19 protein-coding genes, 3 pseudogenes and 1 CRISPR repeat array are annotated in these 22,483 nt (G+C 39.4%); of the genes and pseudogenes, 4 read left to right on the forward strand and 18 right to left on the reverse strand.

The window, feature by feature from the left end:
* Positions 1-105: 105 nt before the first annotated feature.
* A complete protein-coding gene (locus K6V30_RS20340) occupies positions 106-645 on the reverse strand; it encodes a flavodoxin family protein (RefSeq protein WP_055268986.1) in 540 nt (179 codons plus the stop codon).
* Positions 646-871: 226 nt separating this feature from the next.
* On the opposite strand from K6V30_RS20340, the gene K6V30_RS20345 reads away from it, so the two are divergent.
* The gene (locus K6V30_RS20345; protein ID WP_010538670.1) at positions 872-1,561 is read left to right on the forward strand and encodes a Crp/Fnr family transcriptional regulator; all 690 of its coding nucleotides are present in this window, start codon (positions 872-874) and stop codon (positions 1,559-1,561) included.
* A gap of 90 nt (positions 1,562-1,651) precedes the next feature.
* On the opposite strand, the gene K6V30_RS20350 is transcribed toward K6V30_RS20345, so the two are convergent.
* From K6V30_RS20350 to K6V30_RS25320, 8 genes are all read right to left on the reverse strand, one after another.
* The gene (locus K6V30_RS20350) at positions 1,652-2,941 is read right to left on the reverse strand and encodes an alginate export family protein (RefSeq protein ID WP_055268987.1); all 1,290 of its coding nucleotides are present in this window, start codon (positions 2,939-2,941) and stop codon (positions 1,652-1,654) included.
* Between the two features lie 7 nt (positions 2,942-2,948).
* Positions 2,949-3,740: a cytochrome c biogenesis protein gene (locus K6V30_RS20355; protein ID WP_010538672.1), complete on the reverse strand. Its 792-nt coding sequence runs from the start codon at positions 3,738-3,740 to the stop codon at positions 2,949-2,951.
* Positions 3,737-4,972, reverse strand: coding sequence for a cytochrome c biogenesis ResB family protein (locus K6V30_RS20360; protein WP_055268988.1), 1,236 nt, complete (start codon positions 4,970-4,972; stop codon positions 3,737-3,739). The genes K6V30_RS20355 and K6V30_RS20360 overlap by 4 nt, the downstream gene beginning before the upstream one ends.
* Positions 4,973-4,984: 12 nt before the next feature.
* Positions 4,985-6,466: an ammonia-forming cytochrome c nitrite reductase gene (gene nrfA, locus K6V30_RS20365; RefSeq protein WP_055268989.1), complete on the reverse strand. Its 1,482-nt coding sequence runs from the start codon at positions 6,464-6,466 to the stop codon at positions 4,985-4,987.
* A 44-nt stretch (positions 6,467-6,510) separates the two neighbouring features.
* Positions 6,511-7,107: a cytochrome c nitrite reductase small subunit gene (gene nrfH / locus K6V30_RS20370; RefSeq protein WP_022302335.1), complete on the reverse strand. Its 597-nt coding sequence runs from the start codon at positions 7,105-7,107 to the stop codon at positions 6,511-6,513.
* Between the two features lie 103 nt (positions 7,108-7,210).
* A complete protein-coding gene (locus K6V30_RS20375) occupies positions 7,211-7,705 on the reverse strand; it encodes a DUF4625 domain-containing protein (RefSeq protein WP_055268990.1) in 495 nt (164 codons plus the stop codon).
* Entirely contained in the window at positions 7,705-9,861 is a 2,157-nt protein-coding gene (locus tag K6V30_RS20380) for a TonB-dependent receptor (RefSeq protein WP_055268991.1), read from the reverse strand. The genes K6V30_RS20375 and K6V30_RS20380 overlap by 1 nt, the downstream gene beginning before the upstream one ends.
* A gap of 86 nt (positions 9,862-9,947) precedes the next feature.
* Entirely contained in the window at positions 9,948-10,262 is a 315-nt protein-coding gene (locus K6V30_RS25320; protein WP_022302333.1) for a hypothetical protein, read from the reverse strand.
* A gap of 168 nt (positions 10,263-10,430) precedes the next feature.
* Between K6V30_RS25320 and K6V30_RS20385 the strand changes: the two genes are divergently transcribed.
* Positions 10,431-11,732, forward strand: a complete 1,302-nt coding sequence (locus K6V30_RS20385) for a DUF4026 domain-containing protein (RefSeq protein ID WP_070612881.1) — start codon at positions 10,431-10,433, stop codon at positions 11,730-11,732.
* Positions 11,733-11,825: 93 nt separating this feature from the next.
* Here K6V30_RS20385 and K6V30_RS20390 read toward each other — a convergent pair whose 3' ends face one another.
* The 3 genes from K6V30_RS20390 to K6V30_RS20400 all read right to left on the reverse strand — a co-directional run bounded on the left by K6V30_RS20390 (position 11,826) and on the right by K6V30_RS20400 (position 14,183).
* Positions 11,826-12,524 (reverse strand): SIMPL domain-containing protein, encoded by a 699-nt coding sequence (locus K6V30_RS20390; RefSeq protein ID WP_055268993.1) that lies wholly within the window; start codon positions 12,522-12,524, stop codon positions 11,826-11,828.
* A gap of 73 nt (positions 12,525-12,597) precedes the next feature.
* Positions 12,598-13,236: a DUF1062 domain-containing protein gene (locus tag K6V30_RS20395; RefSeq protein WP_055268994.1), complete on the reverse strand. Its 639-nt coding sequence runs from the start codon at positions 13,234-13,236 to the stop codon at positions 12,598-12,600.
* A gap of 107 nt (positions 13,237-13,343) precedes the next feature.
* Positions 13,344-14,183, reverse strand: a complete 840-nt coding sequence (locus K6V30_RS20400; protein WP_022302331.1) for an RteC domain-containing protein — start codon at positions 14,181-14,183, stop codon at positions 13,344-13,346.
* 393 nt (positions 14,184-14,576) lie between these two features.
* Between K6V30_RS20400 and K6V30_RS20405 the strand changes: the two genes are divergently transcribed.
* Positions 14,577-14,852, forward strand: a complete 276-nt coding sequence (locus tag K6V30_RS20405; RefSeq protein WP_010538682.1) for a putative quinol monooxygenase — start codon at positions 14,577-14,579, stop codon at positions 14,850-14,852.
* Between the two features lie 151 nt (positions 14,853-15,003).
* Here the strand turns inward: K6V30_RS20405 and K6V30_RS20410 are convergent, their stop codons facing one another.
* Positions 15,004-15,420, reverse strand: coding sequence for a pyridoxamine 5'-phosphate oxidase family protein (locus K6V30_RS20410; protein ID WP_055268995.1), 417 nt, complete (start codon positions 15,418-15,420; stop codon positions 15,004-15,006).
* 88 nt (positions 15,421-15,508) lie between these two features.
* Complete coding sequence (locus K6V30_RS20415) at positions 15,509-16,327, reverse strand: helix-turn-helix domain-containing protein (RefSeq protein ID WP_055268996.1); 819 nt, start codon at positions 16,325-16,327, stop codon at positions 15,509-15,511.
* A gap of 74 nt (positions 16,328-16,401) precedes the next feature.
* Here K6V30_RS20415 and K6V30_RS20420 point away from each other — a divergent pair.
* A pseudogene (locus K6V30_RS20420) lies at positions 16,402-16,602 on the forward strand (DNA polymerase III subunit epsilon); the annotation flags it as partial.
* A gap of 325 nt (positions 16,603-16,927) precedes the next feature.
* Here K6V30_RS20420 and K6V30_RS25420 read toward each other — a convergent pair.
* From K6V30_RS25420 to K6V30_RS20440, 4 genes and pseudogenes are all read right to left on the reverse strand, one after another.
* Positions 16,928-17,960, reverse strand: a pseudogene (locus K6V30_RS25420) (transposase).
* Between the two features lie 191 nt (positions 17,961-18,151).
* A CRISPR array of direct repeats spans positions 18,152-20,723; the repeat unit is 47 nt; unit sequence GTTGTGATTTGCTTTCAAATTAGTATCTTTGAGCCATTGAATACAGC.
* Between the two features lie 108 nt (positions 20,724-20,831).
* Entirely contained in the window at positions 20,832-21,164 is a 333-nt protein-coding gene (gene cas2, locus K6V30_RS20430) for a CRISPR-associated endonuclease Cas2 (protein ID WP_010538686.1), read from the reverse strand.
* Positions 21,164-22,096: a type II CRISPR-associated endonuclease Cas1 gene (gene cas1 / locus K6V30_RS20435; protein WP_010538687.1), complete on the reverse strand. Its 933-nt coding sequence runs from the start codon at positions 22,094-22,096 to the stop codon at positions 21,164-21,166. The genes cas2 and cas1 overlap by 1 nt, the downstream gene beginning before the upstream one ends.
* 109 nt (positions 22,097-22,205) lie before the next feature.
* Positions 22,206-22,451 (reverse strand): annotated as a pseudogene (locus K6V30_RS20440) (virulence RhuM family protein); the annotation flags it as partial.
* Positions 22,452-22,483: the final 32 nt, after the last annotated feature.

Genomic DNA, 22,483 nt, shown 5'->3' on the forward strand with positions numbered 1-22,483 from the left:
TAGTGTCACTATCCTACAGGTATAGCGTCACTATATGATCAGTATAGTGACACCATCCCGAAAGTCTGTTATATGATACAGAAAATGCGTATCTAAAACTAACGTTTACACCAATTTCCCCATTTCATAAGCTTCCTGTAGATAGGGAGTATCTTTTATTTCTCCCACCTTCCATGCACCTATTCCATAGATCACTCCTTTCTCCTGTGGATTCTCCAGACAATCAAGGAAACCGCGAAAACCATCAATAGTACGTTCCATCATCGACTTATCATTCTCTGCTGCTGCAATAATAAAATAGAACTCCTTATTCGTAATTTCTGTATAACGTGCACAGCAGCGGTCAATCATAATCTTCATCTGTCCGCACATCGTATAGAAATAAACCGGAGTTGCCATTACAATGACATCAGCCACAATCATTTTCTCTACAATTTCGGCTGCATCATCCTTCTGCGGACATGACTTACCATACATACTACAAACACTGCATCCCGTACAAGGATGAACCGTTTTGTCTTTCAGAAAAATCTTTTCCACTTCATTACCAGCCTCGAGGGCGCCTTTCTCAAATCCGTCACAAAGCAAATCAGAATTACCGCCCTTTCGCGGACTGGACGAAATAATCAGAACTTTTTTAGACATAACTTTATTACTTTTATCTTTAGTATTTTATTAGTCAGTTTTTTAACTCTGCAAAAATAGACAAATAATAATATAATGAATGTAGATAAATTACAGAGATATGTACCCTAATTACTGATTTTACTTTCTGCATTATCTTATCCACCTTACAAACAATACTTCCCGTATTTTTTTTCTACTAATTTATAATTTATATCTTTGTCCATGATACGAACAACATAGTACAATGAAAAAAATACAGCTGACCAACTCACATAAAGAAAAGCTATTTCAAATCCCTTTATTTCGGGATTTACCTCTGAACATTAAGGAATCTCTGTTAGATAAACTGGAATTCGTCATCTATGCAGCGGATAAAAAAGAAATAGTTGTTACACAAGGCACACCTTGTAACAAACTATATGTGTTATTGGAAGGAAAACTACGTACTGATATCATTGACGGACTAGGAAATGAAGTGATGATTGAGTATATCATTGCACCTCGTACCTTTGCCACTCCCCACCTTTTCAGTTCTAACAATACTTTACCTGCTACTTTCACAGCTTTGGAAGACAGTGTAGTACTTATGGCAACCAAAGATTCCACTTTTAAAGTCATCAGTCAGGACCCTCAGGTATTACACAACTTTCTTTGTATCGCTGGAAATTGTAATATATGCACCGTGTCACGTCTGAAGCCTCTGTCACGCAAGACTGTACGTGAAAGGTTTATTGTTTACTTATTCGAGCACAAAAAGACAGACTCTCTGACAGTGGAAATCATGCATACTCAATCTCAACTTGCCGAATATCTGAATGTGTCACGTCCTGCTTTATCTAAAGAAATTAATAAAATAATCAAGGAAGGACTTATCACAATGGAAGGAAAAAAAATCGAGATTCTGAATAAAATGGCTCTGGAGAAATACTTATAATAAAAAGAAAGTGACACAGCCTCAACTTCAATGCGGTGCCACTTCCTTATTTCTACCAATGGTTTAATCAGAACCCTGACTAACTTTCAATTACCATTTTGCAAAAAATACTTTCGGATTGATATTTATAGATACCCATCCCCAATCTTGCCAACTATTATGATTGCCCCCTTTCACAAAATCCATCATCTTCGTACCGAGCATAAAAGAGTATCCTGCAGAAAGTTTCACATCTTTCATTATTGTCCAATTGATCTGGTAATCGACTTCCGAACCTAATACCATCTTCAAATCCTCATTAATGTCCATATCGGCAGCCGTAGCAAAATAGTGATAATTGAGTTCCATATCCACTTTGGAAGAGGGACGTAAACGAATGCCAAGACGACCGTCTATCAATCCGGGAGCTCCATATTTGAAAGCAGAAGCATAAAAATAGTCCATTGCTCCATAAAACTTATGATGCGTACCATAAAGAGGGTCAAACGCCTTAAATTTGTCACCACCACCTTTATCACCACTTAGATAATCAAAACCAACCACTGCACCCCAAGTATTATTGAACGCATAAGCAGCCGTAGCACTAACCATGAAGGCTGAAACTTTCTGAGCATTCTTATTCTTACCCATCTGATAATAAAAAGCACCATCGAAATTCCAACTGCTATTCTTATAAGTAAGGTAAGTTCCCATTGTTTGCAAATAACGGGTGTGAGAGTCCTGCGTGGACTTGTCTCCTGTCTCCAATCCCAAATTCATAAACAACAAAGAAGCTCCGAAAGGAACATTGTCTGCTTTATAGTGATACCAGACCGTCTGCATATTCTTATAAGGCTGACCTGTAGCGGCATCTGAATAATAATAAGTACCACCTGCCGTTTTCTCATCATTCTGATTGAAAGCAAGAATAACATGTACTTCATTCTTCTTATTGGCATACCCCAACTTCAACGCATCATGATAACGTCCGGCTACATTCCAATCCAGCCCACCCAAGATTCGTTCGTCATCATAAGATAAGGTCTGACGACCTAACTGAGCGAAGAAACCTTTTCCAAAATCCAGTTTTGCCCATGCCTCATTCAATATAAATCGCCCATTTTTATCAATCTGCGGGTCTTGTCCCCAGACTCCGACATGTTGCGCCGACATCTTTATTTCTAAATCCGAACGTTTGTAATCCATCGACAGCCGGGCACGGTTATTAATAAATGATGCAGCTTCCTGCCCTTCAAGACGAGGAAACAAGGCACCATTCCGATACTCCGCACGAGGTCTGATTTGCATAGACATCGAAAATTCGTTTTCCTTCTCTGTAGTTTGTGTGTATGCCATGCTTGGCAATAGCATAAGAACGAGTGACCAATAAAATGTTTTCATTGATATTTCAATTTAAGTTATAAGTATGTACACTAACTCCCTGTGCTGATGGAAGATAATTGATTCCATACCAGCACATTTGTAATAAGACAAATGATACTAACAGAATGATTAATGCTGGACGACTCTTCAACGGTCTGCCCAATCTGAAATGGATATACACCAGATAAGAGAACCAGGTAGCTGCCGCCCATGTTTCTTTGGGGTCCCAGGCCCAGTAATGTCCCCAAGCCTCTTTCGCCCAAATAGCCCCTGTCAGCATTCCCAATGTCATAAACGCCAAACCTACATAAGTGAGGTTATCACATAAATCCATTTCTTTCCGTTCAATCTCTTTCTTTTTGAACCAAAGCAGATAAACAGCCATTACCACCGCAGCTCCCAGCATCGCATAAGCAAACATATACACAATGACGTGAGGAGCAAACCACGGGCTCTGCAATGCAGGCATCAATGTTTTATTGTGAATCTCCGGTTTAAAAAGATTGATGCAAATAAATACCAAAGAGAGAATGCAACTGAAACTAAGAATCCATTTATATTTCCAACGCACATACGTTATCAATCCTGCCAACGGAAGAAAGAAGGAATACCATAACCGCGTCTCTCCCATCGTCCGCATCGGAGGACGTTCCAACGAAATCCACATGCCAAGTATAAAACTGAAGAAGATGGCCAGTCCCAACAAAGTAAAACCATAAGTCCATGCCGGCTTCTTGCCTTTCCAGGCAGTAAAAGCTCCCAAGCCCCAGCAAATCAATGCGGCTATCGCAAACAGTATAAAATGTTCCCAGCTCATTCCTTATCCTCCCCTTTTCTCTTTTGTGCATTGACAAACAAACAGACAGCTCCGAGCATCATCATGATAATTCCCGCATAAACAACAGGTAACCATGGGTCACGAACCAGTTCAAAGACACTGATATCACTCCATCGCCCTTTCGACTCATCATAACTAAGTTGATAGATTTTCCATCCTTCTATCTCCATCGGACGGTTCACTTCAATCGTACCTTCTGTTATCGTTCCTTCCTGTGTATAGACTTTTACTTCCGACGCAAAGCGCTGCGGTTCCCGTTCCGGCATCACCAGACTCGTCAAAGAGTCAAGACGCAATGCCTTATAAGGAAAGAGAAAACTCCCACAACTCACCCAGCCTTCCTTCGTCTGTTGATTTTTCCGGTTGACAGCTTTCAGATATACTGCATATGTTGCTCCCATCGAATGAAAATCCGTAAACTTCAGTGTGTCTTCAGTAGTCACGGAAGCAGCCATTGGAATAGACTGTTCGACAGACAGTTCCCAATCGAGCAAATGACCATCGGAAACTCCTTCCTCAAGCAATAAATGCACAGGAGACTTTGCGGGAAGTACTCCACCGGTTTCATTATCAATCAACATCAGTTTCGGAGGATATTCGTCAATCGTGAAATCTTTCAGTTCGATAGCCAGCGGAAGTTCTATTAACTTCCCTTTATCATCCGTAGCCCGCCATTCTACATTTCCCATCCGGGTGGTCATCTTCAACCGTTGCATATCGGCATTTCCCAAAGTAGCCGTAATCAATGCGACAAACAATCCGGTATGATTGAGAAGAAACGAAAGTCTGCCAATTCTGAAAGGGAAACCGGCACGAAGTATCGTTAATCCCAATGCTGTAACCATCCAGAAGTAAAGCAAGACAAAAGGCCAGGACGAAATCATTTGTGAAAATCCCAGCATATCATTCGAAGCATGGCCGGAAGGAGCCTGCCGGATCAGTCCCATTATCACTGTCATACCGACTACCCATACCAAGGAAGAAACAGCGGCAGAATAATGGCTCAACCATCCAAACAGATAGATACGTTTACGAAGGAGGTGCATGGCTATCAAGGCAATGAGGTAAACCACCAACACAATTACATTAACCGGACAAGCAAACAGACTCCAATTGATAGTTCCCACTGACATTTGCAGCAAAGCACCTATCACCAGCAATCCTGCACCAATCACCAGTCCTTCTTTATAACTCCACGGTTTGCTCCACATATATCACCTTTTTTATTTTTGTGCCAGACGTCCGTTAGCCTTTGCTTTCTCCAACCATGCCGGAACAGTCGTTTTCAGGAATTTCTCCTTAGCCGCCCTTTCAGCGTCCATATCAAGACCGATATATTCCTGTGCTTTTGCCTTTGTCGAAATGTCCGGCATCGGAACGTCTTCCGTATATCCATGTTTTGCTAAAACCTTAGATACAGCCAGACGAGCCTGCATAGCGCGGTCCAGACCGTGGGAAAGAATCCGCTGAATCTCCTGCGGTGCATGAAAAGAACCTCCATGAGATGCCACACCGAAATCCCAACGCCATTGTGCCTGACGAATCAATGCAAGTACATCTTTCATCTGATCTTCCGTAGCTCCCTTATCCCAAGCAAATTTTGCTTCGATATGCGCTTTCGCCAGTTCCTGTTCCAGACGGTTACGGATTTCATTTGCTTTGCGCTGACGTTCGTAAACATTATTACGTAAGGTTTCTTCACTCTCACGGTGGCAAGTTTGACAAGTACGGTCAATCATTGCCAACGGACTCTGAATATGATGGTCACTGAACTTCACGCCGCCCTCACTCTTATAAGGCATGTGACAGTCGGCACAAGAAACACCTCTTTGACCATGAATGCCCATCTGTGCTATTTCATAATCAGGATGCTGCGCTTTCAGAATCGGAGTGCGGCTCAGCTTATGAATATAATCATAGAAACCAGCTTCATCATAATATGCTTCCATATCTTCCACAGTGAAACCTTTATCCCACGGGAAAGTCAAATATTTGCCATCACCCTTGAAGTAATATTCTACGTGGCACTGCGCACAAACCAATGAACGCATTTCCTGTGGAGTAGCTTTAGTGATATCCCTTCCCTGACGTTGGAAGGCTTCGATCAATGCCGGACGGCTGATATGAAGATTCATTGTCTCAGGATCGTGACAGTCGGAACAACCAATCGGGTTCACGATTTCATCACCAAAAGCAGCCCATTTATTATTATAGAAAGAATCTACTCCCAATGCTTCCATCATGCGAGGGACATCCGGGCTCTTACAGGTCCAACAGGTAGACGGCTGAGGTCCATCGTGCGGACCGGCGGGCGAACCGGTACGAAGTGATGCGGTGATATCTTCGATAGCATACATGTGCCCGCGCGGAGTAGAATAGTCTTTTGAGAATGCATATCCTGCCCACAGAATAACCATCTCCGGACGTTTTTCCAAAGCGTCGACAGCTATATTTCCATTGAATTCACTTTCAAAATCAGTCTTAGCCGTTTCTGTCCAAGTCTGATATTCACGGGGAAAATCATCTTTAAACAGTTCGTTGCGTGCTTCAATTCCTTTGATGACAGTTTTACGGTTATTAAAGATACTGGCGACTTCCGCCCTCCGTTCCATCAACGCAGAAACACATAATCCTAAAACAAAAACAACGACCATTGAACCTCCGAACAATAGCCATCCTTGCCATGATTTTAATTTCTTTTCCATTGTATATCGGTTTTATTATTTTATTACGTAGTTAATGTAGATACTCATTCTTTATGATCGATCATCTTCCGAAGCCACTCCGGTACGGGCGATTCGGGAAGAGGAACAATGGCTCCCGGAGTAGCGGACAGTGAATTCTTACCACCATGAGGCACATCCCGATGACAATCCCAACAAGCCTTTCCATCTCCTGCCATGGACATCATATAATCTATCTTCCCTGTCTTTACGAATTCCGTATTCAGCTGGGTATGGCAACGTATACAATTGTTCATAATCACCTGTGAACTGGCTTCATGAGCTTGTATCACTTGTGGCTCGCTTTTGGTGAGGAAGGCTGCAACGTGCTTCATCCCATCCATTCCCTTGAATGTCCATTTCTTTACTATGTTCTCATGAGGAACATGGCAGTCGTTACAGGTAGCATCCCGTGCATGTGAACTGTGAAACCATGTAGCATAATAAGGAGACATGATGTGACAATTCACACATGCCGCCGGATCATCGCCCAGATATGTATGCGCACGAAGCATGTACATAAATAAAGCTCCTCCGCCCACTATAACACCGCCAATCATGACGGCTATTATCTTTGACCTGTACGAAGGAAAAATTCGGTTTATAAATGGTAACTTCATCATAGTGAAAAAGTATTTTTCACAAAAGTAAAGCTTTGAAAACACAAAAGGTGTAATAACTATTACACCTTTTAAAGAAAATTATACGAATAAAGAAAGTTTTTATTTACTCATCGTGATGATGATCATCCTCTTCGGCGGTAGTGCTCAAAACAATATTGCGTGCAATATAAGCTTCATTTCCTGCGGCATCCGTACAATAAACCATCAGATGATAATCACCCGGAGTAGCATTTGCCGGAATCACAATATCGTGGTGATGAATATGCGCCGTTTTCTTTCCGGAAATATCATAAGACCTGTTGAAACTGAAATCAACAGTTGCTTCGCCCGTACCGACGGCCCTGCTCTTCCCATGCGAATGGTGATCGAAATTACTATGTATCTCTATCATATAAGACTTTAACATAACGTCATCCGACAAGTCCATTTCAAAATGTACTCCGTTCTCGCCACCTATTTTTAGTTCCTGTCCTTCTTCCGGTTCGTGCAATTCAATCACCGGCTTGGTGGTATCGCTATCTGAATCGTCACAAGAGATAAATGCAAACACTGACATAGCCAAAAGGCTGATTATCGGGAGGTAAAGTTTTGTTTTCATTACAGTAATTTTTTAAATGGAATTTTGATTAATAATTGGAAATTGCGTCCCGGTTCCGGGATTTCTACTTTCCTGTAAAAACTAAGATGATTGTAATATCGCGTATTGAAAATATTGCGGGCGGTCAGGGTTATTTCTATTTTGTTATTCCCACCTACCGGAATATTCAGCGAGCCGCCCAAATGAAACAGGTTGGCGCCCGGTGTACGGTCTTCATTACGGTCTACACGATTCTGACGGGCAATCAATTGCCATTCCGCATAAAACATATAGCGTTTCTTCTGCCATGTCAGAGTATTCCGCATCCCGAACGGAGGAGAAAAACTTAACGGTATATGCTCGTCACAGTTGTAGGTATAAACATATTCACCGGAGATACGGTAATTGAAGTGATACGGAAGGTCTATGTCTATCGTAGCTTCCGTTCCGGCAAACAGTGCTTCGGCACCTGTATAGCGGTAAATCTGTCCTGCATGCGGCAGAACTGACCATTCGCCCGTAGGACGCAGAAAGATATAGTTGCTGAACCAACTGACAAAAGGAGAAACGGAAACAGAAAGTCCGTGATATCGCAGGTTATAAGAAGCATCCATCTGCCATCCTTGTTCGGATTTCAGAGAAGCATCTCCCTGCTCATGACGAAAAGTACCGTGATGTACTCCATTAGCAGCCAATTCATTGGCCCCCGGTAGTCGAAAGCTACGTCCGATGTTCACTTTTACCATATGTTGTTCGGAGGGTGTCCATACCAGTCCCAAAGAAAAGGAATAGTCGCCGAAATGCTTTTTTACCGGATGGCTGTTCCACTTGTAGAAGTTTATCTGTTCTTCATCATATCCTTGTTTCCGAAGATAATCGGCCAGATAAACGTCCTCATGAGAGGAAATGTCAATATAACCATAATCATATCGCATACCTCCACTGACAGACCAAACATTATCAGGTCTATATGTCGTAAGCCAAAGCAATCCGGTAGTAGAACGATGGTATTCCGGCAACAGGAATGAATAGCCGGAAATATCGTTCTGCTGATGCTGGCCATCCCACCCCAGCGTATGTTCCCATGAAGAAGAACCTATAATACGAGCTTTTACCGAAGCACTATAAGTGTTAAGATCAAAAGCCAGTTCTTTGTCAGGGTTCTTCTCCGGTGCAGGCTGCGAGCCGTAATGGGTATGAAAAGCACTCCATTCTTCCCGATGATTATTCTGAAATCCCAAATCACCCGACAGGATTAACTTCTCCCATGCATATTGCTGGTGAGTGGTTACTTTCAGATGATTGACCTTGCTGTAAGGCAGCTCAATATTCCTGCTATTCCCATCATCTTCTACCCGCGACGCGTCAGGGACACCATGTGCACCCGGAAAGAAGCCTGTCTTCTGATAGACATTACTTACGGAATAGTCCGCTCTATATCTCTTTCGCTGATATTGGACGAAAAGTCCGATGTTACGTTCTATCCCTGCCGTATTTTTCAGCTTACGCCCATAAACGGGCATCTTCTGAGTCAGGTAGACAATGGTATCCGCAGGAATACGATAATCACCAAAATGTTGTTCGGAATAACGGATTTGCGCATACCAGGCATTCTTTTTAAGACCCAGCATCAACGAACCCGCAAGCGTTCCGTTGACGGACTTCCCCAACAAAGTAACATCACCAAACAGCATATCCACAGAAGGAATCAAAGGAGGGGTTATATCAATCACCCCGCCCATAGCATCACTACCGTAAAGTAACGAGGAAGGACCTTTCAAAACATTGACCGCCCCAATATTAAAGGCGTCCAGTTCCAGCCCGTGATCGGCTCCCCACTGTTGCCCTTCCTGCTTGATTCCATTTTCCAGCACGGCGATCCGGTTGAATCCCATTCCCCTGATCATTGGTTTGGAGAAGCCGGAACCTATGTCCATGGCTTGTACTCCGGGAATATTCTCCATTGCCTGCATGAAGTTTCCCGTAAAATGTTTGCGCAAAAATTCCTGTTCTACCACTTCAACCGTGAGTGCAGACTTTTTGGCTTGACGTTGCTGATACGACTCCGTCACAACAACATCAGGCAAAAGCATGCTCTTGATTGAATCGGACTTTTGTGCATGGACGGATAAGGTTACAAATAGCCCTATTACGCCCGAAATAATTCCGATACGCATCAATTACAATCTTTTATATAATGTGTAAAATGAATGTGAGGACAAGTTACCGCGCACTTGTCTTCTTTGAAAATCTGAATATGTAATTATGCAGCGGGAGGCGCGCGTAAATGATGCGAATAAGTTCGTTTGCAGACAACCTTATCCTGATAAATAATCGGCTCGTAAGGAACGAGCGTTAATGTGCAATGATATTCTACTGATTGAGGTTCTGTAAATAGGGAAAGAGAGTATTTACATATCGCACAATCCTCAGCATGACTCCGGGAATGGTCGGTATGAGAGCATGACGTTTCATCTTCACTTCCATGATAGTGAAAGGTTTTCACTACAAAGAAGGGAATGAATGTTATGAATAACATCCATGCTATGTATGCTCTTATTTTTCTCTTATGATACATTCTCCCCTATCGTTTTTTAACAGAATAGTGGGGCAAAGATAATTGTATGAGATAGAAGATGCAAATTATCTGACTTAATATGTGTTATTAAAAGAATCTGCAATAAACGAAACTTTAATTTTAATTCATTACATTTGCTTCATTGAATAGTAACAAACAAATCTGTTTATGGAAAGCGAAGGATCATCAAAGGATTATTTCCGGAAAAGTATGGCCGAACTCATAGCCATTCTTCCTCAGGAAGCCGGTAATACAAAGAATTGGGAAAAACTATTGGAGTCATTAGCCAATGCTACGGACTTCAATGTCGTTGACATACGTCACAATGATATCATTGATTGTCCAACATTATACATTGAATATAAAAAAGAAGTTTATCCGATAGATGTTGACTGGTATGAATACCATTTTGAGGAAGACACTATGGCCCAGCAATTTTCTACAGAAAATATAGCTACATTGCAACAGGCTACAAATGGAATAAAATTCTCAATGCTCTATACAACAGATGCACAAACATCCGTTCACCTGCTATTGAAAATTATATGCCTGCTCGTACCCAAACAAATCGGAATATTCAATTGCAACAGTTACTCCCTTTTGTCTCCTGTATGGGCAAAGTGTGCCGCTGCTACTACCACCCCTCCATCTCCAAACTGCCTGTACACTATTCATGCTGTTTACGAAGATAAAAATAAATGGTTACCTTTCAGTAAATCCAGCTATTGGCTACATACTCACGGACTCAACTGCTGCGGTATCCCGGAACTAGAACTGATAGGTGAAATTTCTAAAAAGAACTATGATTTTTATACCAACCTTTTAAGCCATTTAGTAAATTACGTGATTAGCGAAGGCTCTCTCCCTCCTGCAAAAGAAAATCTGCACTTTGGATGGCTGGACAATCACCAGCCCATAATGATAACTTGGGTTTCTTGGAAAGAAGGTCTTAAAAGCTACAAAAAAAACATATTGGGTGGAGCAGAAGACAGGGATGAAGCACATAATCAAAATACAGGTATTATCTTTATCTATCATTCAGAGAAAGCCTATGAGAAACAAAAATACTCGCTTATCACGAGTATTAAAGAATCTGCAATGGAGAATCCCCTTTTGTTTTTCACAGACAAAGAAACAGAAAGATTAAATGCCATGGCTCACGAACAGCTTTCTTATCTAATAGAAGGATTGCAAAAAGAAGGAAGTTCAGCCCTCGCAAAAATCAGCTTAACCGTTGACGAAGAATTTAAAGAAGAAGGCAATTCCAATCTGGAACATATTTGGTTTAAAGTCGAAAAGGTAACCGAAGACTCTATTACGGGAGTGCTTATTCAGGAACCATATTATATTAAAAATATGCACGAAGACTCTGTCGGTACTTACCCCACCCGACTAATCACAGACTGGAAACTGTATACTGACGGACAAGTCATTTCTCCTGATGATGTCTATCTGCTAAAACTACCATAAATAAGATTGTGACAGTATTTTTTGTAGTACTCTCTTATGAGTAATCATAAAGGCGAAAATACTTTCTTGTGGGTATTTTCGCCTCATTCATTATTATTCAATAGCAAAACGGGCCGTCATCTCGTATCGTAGCTTGATAACACGATATTGCTCGGTGGTAGCCGATCCCATACTGACATTACTTTGTGCCTGAAAAAGAGTATAAGGACTTACATAGCTCGAAGCAGGTTCGACGATACGAATGACCTCACCCAGTTTTTGTCCCATCGCTTCCACAAGATAAGAGGCCTTTTCACGAGCCGCTTTCAATGCTTCTATTTTACCTTGCTTCCGATAATTCGGCAAATCCTTGTGCTTCAACTCTCCAATACGCATAGACTCAATGCCTCTCGTATCAACTTTCTTAATGATAGTATTGATCTGTTCAAAATCTGTGAGCCGGATATCCAGTTGCTTACCTATCAGAAACTCTTTTCCTTTCTGACGCCAATAATCTCCTATTTCCTGTACACGAATAGCCTCATCCGAGATTCCGGCTCTACTCAAAACCCGCCGTAAATCCTTCTCAATCCATTCCAATGGAACCTTTGTTTTATAATCCTCCGGCTTGGATTTCGGAACGAACTCCTCTTGCCAATATTCTTTTATCTGAATCAAAAAATGAATTTCATCCGGAACAACTTCAATTTCAGAAGAACCGGTCACCTCAATATATCTTCCCGCACCCTCCTGAGCATCGGCAAAGACACTCCATACACATAAAGCAAAAACTAATAAAAATAACTTTCTCATACTGCTGAATTTATAATATTACTTAGTTTATGAACTCATCTATTCCTCATAAAACAAAAGTAGTAATAATAAATTAATCAATGCCCGCTTTTGCAATAAAGCTATCAACAAAATCCATCATACCAAGCAAATACTCTTTATCTATCAATATGATATCCCCATCCTTTACTTTATATTTCTGTGGTACTTTACCGGAAAGAAGCGAAATCACTCCCTGTTCGAACAAGCGCTTTAACCGAGTACTGGAAAGAAGAAAATTCCTTTTTAATAAAGAGGACAGTTTCAGATTAAACTCAAACTCACATCTGACCTGAATCTTTATTGTCTCATCAGATACATGAGTTATATCTTCTTTTGAAAAATGCCCTGCAACCTCATACTCCACACTATCATAATCTGGTTTCAGGTTATTCCTGCCGGCAAGTTCGGCTGAAAAAGCATATTTCCAGGCCGCTTTCCAATCATTCATGGAAAAGCTGTGAAACAGAGTTTTATCTATCAGATCCGGTTTGGTACGCGACAACAAAGTAATATTACACGTATGGTCACATTTCACACACCTATATATCAGCCAGACATCAATGTTCTTCTTCTGCGCATTCATTCTAAACTTATCACTACAATAAAATCGGTCACTATCACAATGACTGCATTTCTTAATTAATAAAGGAGAGTTCTTTGCTTTTATCTCCCAGGTAAATGTTGTATCCATAAATATACAAATCTGTTATCTTTCTTTGTGAATCAATTATTTGTCTCCGCAAAGTTGGATATAAGCCATTTGTAAAATTCACAAGATGTCACAAGATACCATGAAATTTATCCGTCAAGTTCGTCCATCATCTTTTGTATTTTATCCTTCAATTTATCCAGAAATTGTGTTCGGCTCTTCTTCCGGTTTCTGATTTCCAGGAAGATACGATAAAAGTCGCCAATCTCAATATTGAAAAGAGCCTCACAACAGAAAGCGATGTCCTTCAGACTGGTATTTCCATTATTAAAGCATTTCCCTGCATACAGTGCATAAATAAATTCCACCAAAGCCACTTTACTATCCGTCCATTGCAGCAACTTACTGTCTACTATGGAGATGAATTTAAGCTGTAATTTTTCCGATAGCGAATCTATTTCACCCGATATATATTCTATCAAATGCTGATTTGCCAGAATCATTGCGACACTTGAATCGTGCAAAGTGGTAAAAGAGGAATCCCTGTCCAGCAAATGATAATGAATGTCAGAAAGAATATCATAATTCGCACGGATAAAATATTGGTTGTCAAGTACAGTCTGACCGGCACGGTAATAATCATAAAAGCTATTATTCAAAAAAGACTTCTGTATATTCTCCAGTTCCATCTTTAAATATCTGCATTGGACTGACAGGGACTTGTCAGCACGGTTCTTTTCAATCTGATATAAACGGACATAAAACATCAGCAGCCCGGAAATCTGCGGTTTCCAGACCTTAAAGAAAAGAATCTCTTCTTCAGGATTTTGAAATTGATATCCGATAACGGCCGTTTTCAGCAAAGCAAGCGAAACCTGTATGACATCGATGATCTTCTTTATCTTATCAAGAGTTTCAATCGGCTGTTGCTCTATCCTTTTTATTTCTTCTTCTATGTTCAGCTTAGTATTTCTTACGAAATTTTCCATTCATTCTCCATGTATCCGCAGCTTTCTGACCGTCAAAAGGAATCTGACTAAAAGCCTGAATACCCAATTGCATCCGTTGTAAAAACCGATACAGTGAATAATAAAATTGATAAAATGAAAAACCGGTTCAAGTAGAACTACTCAAACAAAAGAAATTAGCCTGTGGTTTATGAGGCTAATAGTAAGCTATAACAAATTTAAGAATTGTGCCCAAAATAGCTGCTTTTAGAATTTAGATGCAAATATAGCCGTTTTTTTTGATTATGTGAAGTTTATATGAAATTTTGAAAACAGCCTGTTGGAAGCTACAGAAAAATTGTATCTTTGCCTTCGGTTCTTCACAGACACAGTGATGAAACCGTTCTTTTTAATCATATAAATAACAAAAAGACTATGATCAGATTAAATGTTTTTGTTCGTGTAAACGAAACAAACCGCGAAAAAGCGATTGAAGCAGCAAAAGAACTGACAGCTTGTTCTTTGAAAGAAGAAGGATGTATTGCTTATGATACTTTTGAAAGTAGTACCCGCCGTGATGTTTTCATGATTTGCGAAACATGGCAGAATGCCGAAGTATTGGCAGCTCATGAGAAATCCGCTCATTTTGCCCAATACGTAGGTATCATTCAGGAATTAGCTGAAATGAAGCTGGAAAAGTTTGAATTCTAAATGAGTTTCAGGCTGACGAAATAAATCATCCAGTCCAAACATAAAAGAGAAGAACAATCCGTCTGTAAGAGGATCTGTTTTTCTCTTTTTTCTCATACAAGTGTACCGATACTCATCAAGTCCGGTATTTCACAATCACTCTACAACAAGATTAATTAAGCTTTTTATGAATAAAAGTACCTTCAATCCAGTAAGTCGCGTGATTGGCTGTGAATTTCAGCAATACATACCCCGGATCTGTAGGACCACCGGGAAAATGTTCGATAAACCAGTCCTGCCAGAGTTCCTTCTTTAACTTCTCGTCCGTTACGACTTCCACCTCTCCCATCAATGCCACACTGTCCCCCTTTTCCTGAAAGCATAATCCGGCTTTCGGATTTGACAAGAAATCAATCGTCTTTAATGAATTTGCTCCGGTAGACATCCAGATAGCAGAAATCCCTTCCGCTGCGATTTTACTCATTGGTACAGGACGCGGATAACCTTCTTTATTCACGGAAGACAGCACTACAACTTCACATTTCCGCAATAATTCCGCAGCTTTCTCTTTCATCGTTTTTGTTGACATACTCTTATTGTATTTATATATTTCGCTACAAAGATAAGAGTACATGAGACCGTTCTGTTGTAAAAAATCGACTTTCACTCATTGGGATCTACGGCTCGATATATGTCAGCGTTCTATCTTCCGGAACCGTAAGCGAGAGAAACGATGAAGGTGTATTGCCCGACAATGACTTGATTTCTTTTGAGAAATGCGCCAAATCATAATACCCGGTATCAATAGCAGTAGTCAGTAAATTGACAGATGTCGTATTCCTCAGTAATTCCACTGCATTTCTGAACTTAACAATGCGGCTATATTCTTTAGGGGTAAACCCGGTGCAGTGCTTAAATTTCCGTTCAAAATGACGTTGGCACAAGCATACCTCATCCATCAGACTGCGAACCGTACGTTTTCCACCGGATTGATTGATCATATCCACCGCTACAGCAACCTGAGAGTCAACAGGCTGGTAATTATGTGCAAGATACGTCAAGAGATATTCTTCAACGATCTGAATCCTGCCTTGCACGTGGTTTTGCTCACACAACCTTTCAATAAAGGTAATATCGAAAACTGCCTGCATCTCATTCGTACTGATTCTGTGGTTCGCAAATTCATGCAAAGGTAACTTTGTAAAACAGGATAATCCGCAAGGCAGAAAACGGACACCGAACTGATGTACAGATTCGGCATAAGTAACAAGTTCCGAATACTTCGTCATCGGACCTACAAAGTAAGCACTATAAGGCTGCATGACCAGCGTTTCTTCTTTGACCGTACTCACCACATCTCCCAACGTAAAAATAAAATCGGTACAACCATCCGGCAAAATATGGATACGCATACCATATTCCGGTTTTCCCTTAAATTCCCAATAATTATCGATATAGGGAGCAAGTAAGTAAGAGGGCTGATATTCTGTGTACATCGGTATATTTTATACGCAAATATAAAGAGAATAAATGCTAATTTGTATATTTACAATTAAAAACATCGGAAATAATGGAAAACTTCGCAGCTATCAACTTTGAAACGGCCAACGGTAAACTTACCAGTGTATATAGCATTGGGGTAGTCATTGTCAGAGGAGGGAAAATTGTAGATAAGATATACCGAATGATTCGTCCGGCTCCCAATTATTATATTCAGTGGATGACAAAAATCCATGGATTGACATATAAAAAAGATTCGATGGAAACAGAGTTTTCAATCTATTAAAACATACCCAAATAGATATAGAGCATGTTGTGATTTACTTTCAAAATTAGTATCTTTTCTCTAAGAAAACGAATTTAAGTCAAGATCACGCCTGTCTTTATGCCTCCCGCTTGTCTTTTCTTCTTCTTTGAGGCACATGGAGTTTCTTGGGCACCTTTAGCAGGGTAGTCTTGCTGCTTTTTATTCTTCGTTTTCCTCTTCGGGCTCTCACGTCCCAGCACTGGCATCCTAAGCCGCAAAGCATCAGTCTATTTACAAGACGGTGTCAAAAAACTACCACAAAGATACTGGCCTTACAATAAGCGGTATATTATGAGTAGCCTATTGTATCAGGCTTCTTATAATCGATATAAGGCTTGCTTTCTGATAATACATACCAAATAGCCATTTACATTTTTCTAGCGACAGCCACTTTGACTTTCATAGCATTTTTCTTTCTGATAACAGTTTGTGTATAACTAAATTTCGAGAAGAAACAGTTCTGGGTTTTGCTGCACCCCACGCACATTCAATCATTATCTTTCGAATATATTTATTACCATGCGGATTCTACGCGATTTGATTTCTCCTACACTCTCTTCATTTCGAGGTTTGAAGCCGCACCATGACACTAGGGATGATGCGGTAAACATTTTCATGTCCGCTCCTATTTCTGCTAATATGGAGGCGGCGGAACGTTCCTTGACTCCCGGGATAGTCTGGAGATTTTCAAACTCTTTGGGAAATTCATTCTGGCACATTTGAGTCAGCTTCTCTTGCTTATGCCTCTGAAAAAGATCTATTTCTTCCAGATACTGACCAATTAAATCAATGTCAACTTCCGATATGGCGCACGTCAATTAGTTGATAATAACATCTTTACCCACACGGTTTACTGTGCGCCCATGAATAACACAGGAAAGATAATTGGCATCGTTGATAGCTTCTGAAATAAGACGGACTACTTCTTTGTAGTTTTGCTATCGGTCGAGGAAACATAGTTACTTATGCGAATGTTACAATATTGAAGAACAGCGACCAATTTAGTAAGCTTGTAAACGATTTCTTTATTTAAGTAAAATATACGACGGTTATATTGCCGCATACGCTGAACAATAGTGCCGGAAACAAAACTTCCACGGATCAAATCCTTCATGGTACATTCCGCAATCCAAGCCGCATCACGGACATCACTCTTCCTACCAGGCAACTACTTGATGAAATAAGAGTTCACTAACTTGATGTAACTCTTCCAACTCAGGCGTCAAAACACCATATTTGAATTCTAGTTTGTCGCCATTATCATTCAAGATACAGGCAAATACACTATCTTTGTGAACGTCAAGACCACATACTATTCTCATTGGAGATAACATTTTTGAGACTATGAGCTCGTCAAACATTTATTTTGAGGCTCGTCCATCGATACCTCTCACGCCATAAAGATAGGGGTGGGCTTGACTTTTTCTTATTACACTGGCATATAAATCGCAATTTATATCTAAATTTGAGCCATTGAATACAGCGCCATCTCTTTTTTTACGCAACTTGCTTTGTTGTGATTTGCTTTCAAATTAGTATCTTTGAGCCATTGAATACAGCAGTATTCAGGACCGGGGACCGGAAAGTGCGGTTGTGATTTGCTTTCAAATTAGTATCTTTGAGCCATTGAATACAGCTATTTCCCTACCGTTTGCCTGCTTGACATCGTTGTGATTTGCTTTCAAATTAGTATCTTTGAGCCATTGAATACAGCTACTCCCTTTATAATTATCTGCTGTAGATGGTTGTGATTTGCTTTCAAATTAGTATCTTTGAGCCATTGAATACAGCGATGCAAAAGCGGGAAGGAACCACTTCCGGTTGTGATTTGCTTTCAAATTAGTATCTTTGAGCCATTGAATACAGCCGGGTGCAGATGGCAAACCGGGAGAGGATGTTGTGATTTGCTTTCAAATTAGTATCTTTGAGCCATTGAATACAGCGCTAACAAGTGAAGTATTAGACTTAATCATGTTGTGATTTGCTTTCAAATTAGTATCTTTGAGCCATTGAATACAGCAGAAAGACCTCACGTATATAAAAGTTTTATGTTGTGATTTGCTTTCAAATTAGTATCTTTGAGCCATTGAATACAGCCTGTCGGCAACAACTCTGGAGTTAAGTGAGTTGTGATTTGCTTTCAAATTAGTATCTTTGAGCCATTGAATACAGCTACCGGATTGGAGTTAAACGCTAGAAGCATGTTGTGATTTGCTTTCAAATTAGTATCTTTGAGCCATTGAATACAGCTATTAGGATTAACCTTAAAGAACGGATACAGTTGTGATTTGCTTTCAAATTAGTATCTTTGAGCCATTGAATACAGCCAGTCTGCTTGCGATGTTCTCCATTCGCGGTTGTGATTTGCTTTCAAATTAGTATCTTTGAGCCATTGAATACAGCGATATTAATTAAATGATGAATACTTAGCTGTTGTGATTTGCTTTCAAATTAGTATCTTTGAGCCATTGAATACAGCTGCCATCTCTTTGCTTGCGTAATTTTGATTGTTGTGATTTGCTTTCAAATTAGTATCTTTGAGCCATTGAATACAGCTTAGGAAAGAATACACTAGGCGACAATAAGTTGTGATTTGCTTTCAAATTAGTATCTTTGAGCCATTGAATACAGCTTATTACGATTGTCACGAATGAATGAATTGTTGTGATTTGCTTTCAAATTAGTATCTTTGAGCCATTGAATACAGCTTCAGAGATATTGCGCATGAGAGGCATATTGTTGTGATTTGCTTTCAAATTAGTATCTTTGAGCCATTGAATACAGCCTGATAATGATCAAGAAGACCTCTGTAGGGTTGTGATTTGCTTTCAAATTAGTATCTTTGAGCCATTGAATACAGCCTCAGAAATGGGAAGAGTTCAAGATATACCGTTGTGATTTGCTTTCAAATTAGTATCTTTGAGCCATTGAATACAGCATTTATAGATATTTGCATTAATGCATAGAGTTGTGATTTGCTTTCAAATTAGTATCTTTGAGCCATTGAATACAGCGCGGCTGCACCGTTGTTAAATGATCCCTGCGTTGTGATTTGCTTTCAAATTAGTATCTTTGAGCCATTGAATACAGCTTGTTAATTGTTATCTTTTTGATTACACTGTTGTGATTTGCTTTCAAATTAGTATCTTTGAGCCATTGAATACAGCATAAGTCCATCTCATTGTTAGATCACACATGTTGTGATTTGCTTTCAAATTAGTATCTTTGAGCCATTGAATACAGCTATCCATTGATTTGGAGTTACTTTCATGGTGTTGTGATTTGCTTTCAAATTAGTATCTTTGAGCCATTGAATACAGCATCTTTCCCTGCTTAGGCGTGGTAAACAAGTTGTGATTTGCTTTCAAATTAGTATCTTTGAGCCATTGAATACAGCTCAAGAGCACGATATCCATGACCAAAACGGTTGTGATTTGCTTTCAAATTAGTATCTTTGAGCCATTGAATACAGCGGGTATAAAAATGATGGATCACAAGATAAGTTGTGATTTGCTTTCAAATTAGTATCTTTGAGCCATTGAATACAGCATATCAGAAATTGTAAGCGTTAATTTTGATGTTGTGATTTGCTTTCAAATTAGTATCTTTGAGCCATTGAATACAGCTATTGTGGTTATATGCTGAAGATAAAGGCAGTTGTGATTTGCTTTCAAATTAGTATCTTTGAGCCATTGAATACAGCACTTCATGGTATTAAACAGACGTTACGAAGTTGTGATTTGCTTTCAAATTAGTATCTTTGAGCCATTGAATACAGCACAAACGAAATCTGCAAATGTGGAAAGAGGTTGTGATTTGCTTTCAAATTAGTATCTTTGAGCCATTGAATACAGCGAGATTGGCTAGAAACAGTATATACAGCGGGTTGTGATTTGCTTTCAAATTAGTATCTTTGAGCCATTGAATACAGCCTTAAATTTTGTATACCTATGAAACTTACGTTGTGATTTGCTTTCAAATTAGTATCTTTGAGCCATTGAATACAGCACGCTTCTTCAAAAGTAAGCGCGAAGAATGGTTGTGATTTGCTTTCAAATTAGTATCTTTGAGCCATTGAATACAGCCGAATCTACATATCTAACTGTAGCACAACATACTAAAGCCTAATATAGGAAATAAAAAAGAAGCTGTATTTAACAAAAAATCCCGTTTTTTCTACGGGATTTTTTATTTTAAAATAGTTCTAACTGTTGTCCTGGCGTATTCACCATCTGTATCTTTTTCCCATAAAAAAGTTCAATATCCCCAAATTGTTTATCAGTTATGCACATAATTCCAATCTGCCCATATTCAGGAAGAAAAGATTTAACCCTTTTTATATGTACTGCTGCATTTTCACTACTAGCACAATGTCGTACATAAATAGAAAATTGAAACATAGTAAAGCCGTCTTTCTGTAAATTCTTTCTAAAATCAGCATAGGCTCTTTTATCTTTCTTCGTCTCCGTTGGTAAATCAAAAAGAACAAGTACCCACATAATACGATATTCACTAAAACGATCCATTAACGTTCGGGATAACTTATACGACGTAATTCTCCATCAAAACACTTATACAATGATGCAGTTGTTTGTCCAACAGCAACCATCAAAGGACTACGCTTTCCACCTATTTTCACTTCCAATGTAGGGATAGTCAATAAACAAGCTTTTATTTCTTTAGTTAATTCCAAATTACTCCCATGCAACTGAACCAACCCAAAAACCAACTCATCCACATAAGGACGATAAGGTTCCATTATATCGTCAGCCAAACAATAGGCATTGTAACGATTATGATGATGAATACCCAAAGTTGGAAGTAATCCGCTTGTCACTAATCCACGGGCTACAATTGCACGAAGTATAGCATATCCATAATTTAGTAGATTATTGGGAGAAATGCCTTCGCGTTCACGAGTGAACCCCTTAACATTAGCAAATAGTCCCTTCCAATAATAGGCAGCAGCACGTGCTTCTAAATTATCAGGATCACCACTTTTCACATCATTCGCCCAAATACGCATACACTTCACTTCTTCCGCAGTACACTTCTCCAAAACAGAGGCTTGATTATCTATTTTCGACTTAATAGTTTGCTGCCAAAGCTGTTTTTTCAATGGTACTGAAGCATCCAACTGTTGACGAAAGCGTTCATTTTGAGTTGTATTTCCATATAAAGGAAGCATCAATCCCACGGGCATGCTTTTGCTATCACAGGTTATAACAGCACTATTGTTCTCAAGCAATGCTTCAAGTACTCCTGATGTAATAGTAATCTGTTTATTATCTAAAACCACTATTCCTATATCTTCAACAGGTTTTGTTATTTCAGATTGTTGCTTAAAATTCTCTGGCAATATATCATTTTTCTCTATTTCCGGTAATTTTATTACTAACTGCGCATTCCTCAATGACAGATAAACCGGATTTCCAAAATAAAGAGTTTTTTTTATCATTGTATTAGTTTTAAGGTGTTAAATAGTATAATAATTATAACGTATCCTATATCTTCATTTTTTTTCGCTCTTTTTTTAATTTTCAATAAAATGAATTTCTACCTAAAACAAATGCTACTTTATACAAACCTTCTTTTTGAACTGTTGCAAATTTTGCAACAGTTGAATCTATCTGTAGTTCACCACAATCAAATATATTTTTAATATGAAGCGATATTGTTGACTTATTACGTTGAAATAGCTCTGCCACCTGATCTAGCAACCATACTATATCATTATATACAGTCACTTCTATTTTAGAAACTCCATCTATTGTTTGATATAAAAGTATCTCACCTTTCTTGTTTTCTTCCATTGAATATAAGCTTACTATTTAGATCATTTCAA

The sequence above is a fragment of the Bacteroides faecis genome, assembly GCF_020091505.1.
Lineage (GTDB): Bacteria > Bacteroidota > Bacteroidia > Bacteroidales > Bacteroidaceae > Bacteroides > Bacteroides faecis.

Bases quoted from the DNA above. Each gene is read 5' to 3' on its own strand.
- nrfA (WP_055268989.1), bottom strand. From the start codon at position 6,466: ATGGAAAAGAAATTAAAATCATGGCAAGGATGGCTATTGTTCGGAGGT.
- K6V30_RS20360 (WP_055268988.1), bottom strand. From the start codon at position 4,972: ATGTGGAGCAAACCGTGGAGTTATAAAGAAGGACTGGTGATTGGTGCA.
- K6V30_RS20410 (WP_055268995.1), bottom strand. From the start codon at position 15,420: ATGTCAACAAAAACGATGAAAGAGAAAGCTGCGGAATTATTGCGGAAA.
- K6V30_RS20355 (WP_010538672.1), bottom strand. From the start codon at position 3,740: ATGAGCTGGGAACATTTTATACTGTTTGCGATAGCCGCATTGATTTGC.
- nrfH (WP_022302335.1), bottom strand. From the start codon at position 7,107: ATGATGAAGTTACCATTTATAAACCGAATTTTTCCTTCGTACAGGTCA.
- cas1 (WP_010538687.1), bottom strand. From the start codon at position 22,096: ATGATAAAAAAAACTCTTTATTTTGGAAATCCGGTTTATCTGTCATTG.
- K6V30_RS20405 (WP_010538682.1), top strand. From the start codon at position 14,577: ATGATCAGATTAAATGTTTTTGTTCGTGTAAACGAAACAAACCGCGAA.
- K6V30_RS20345 (WP_010538670.1), top strand. From the start codon at position 872: ATGAAAAAAATACAGCTGACCAACTCACATAAAGAAAAGCTATTTCAA.
- K6V30_RS20350 (WP_055268987.1), bottom strand. From the start codon at position 2,941: ATGAAAACATTTTATTGGTCACTCGTTCTTATGCTATTGCCAAGCATG.
- K6V30_RS20340 (WP_055268986.1), bottom strand. From the start codon at position 645: ATGTCTAAAAAAGTTCTGATTATTTCGTCCAGTCCGCGAAAGGGCGGT.
- K6V30_RS20395 (WP_055268994.1), bottom strand. From the start codon at position 13,236: ATGGATACAACATTTACCTGGGAGATAAAAGCAAAGAACTCTCCTTTA.
- K6V30_RS20375 (WP_055268990.1), bottom strand. From the start codon at position 7,705: ATGAAAACAAAACTTTACCTCCCGATAATCAGCCTTTTGGCTATGTCA.
- cas2 (WP_010538686.1), bottom strand. From the start codon at position 21,164: ATGGATCGTTTTAGTGAATATCGTATTATGTGGGTACTTGTTCTTTTT.
- K6V30_RS20380 (WP_055268991.1), bottom strand. From the start codon at position 9,861: ATGCGTATCGGAATTATTTCGGGCGTAATAGGGCTATTTGTAACCTTA.
- K6V30_RS20400 (WP_022302331.1), bottom strand. From the start codon at position 14,183: ATGGAAAATTTCGTAAGAAATACTAAGCTGAACATAGAAGAAGAAATA.
- K6V30_RS20385 (WP_070612881.1), top strand. From the start codon at position 10,431: ATGGAAAGCGAAGGATCATCAAAGGATTATTTCCGGAAAAGTATGGCC.
- K6V30_RS20415 (WP_055268996.1), bottom strand. From the start codon at position 16,327: ATGTACACAGAATATCAGCCCTCTTACTTACTTGCTCCCTATATCGAT.
- K6V30_RS20390 (WP_055268993.1), bottom strand. From the start codon at position 12,524: ATGAGAAAGTTATTTTTATTAGTTTTTGCTTTATGTGTATGGAGTGTC.
- K6V30_RS25320 (WP_022302333.1), bottom strand. From the start codon at position 10,262: ATGTATCATAAGAGAAAAATAAGAGCATACATAGCATGGATGTTATTC.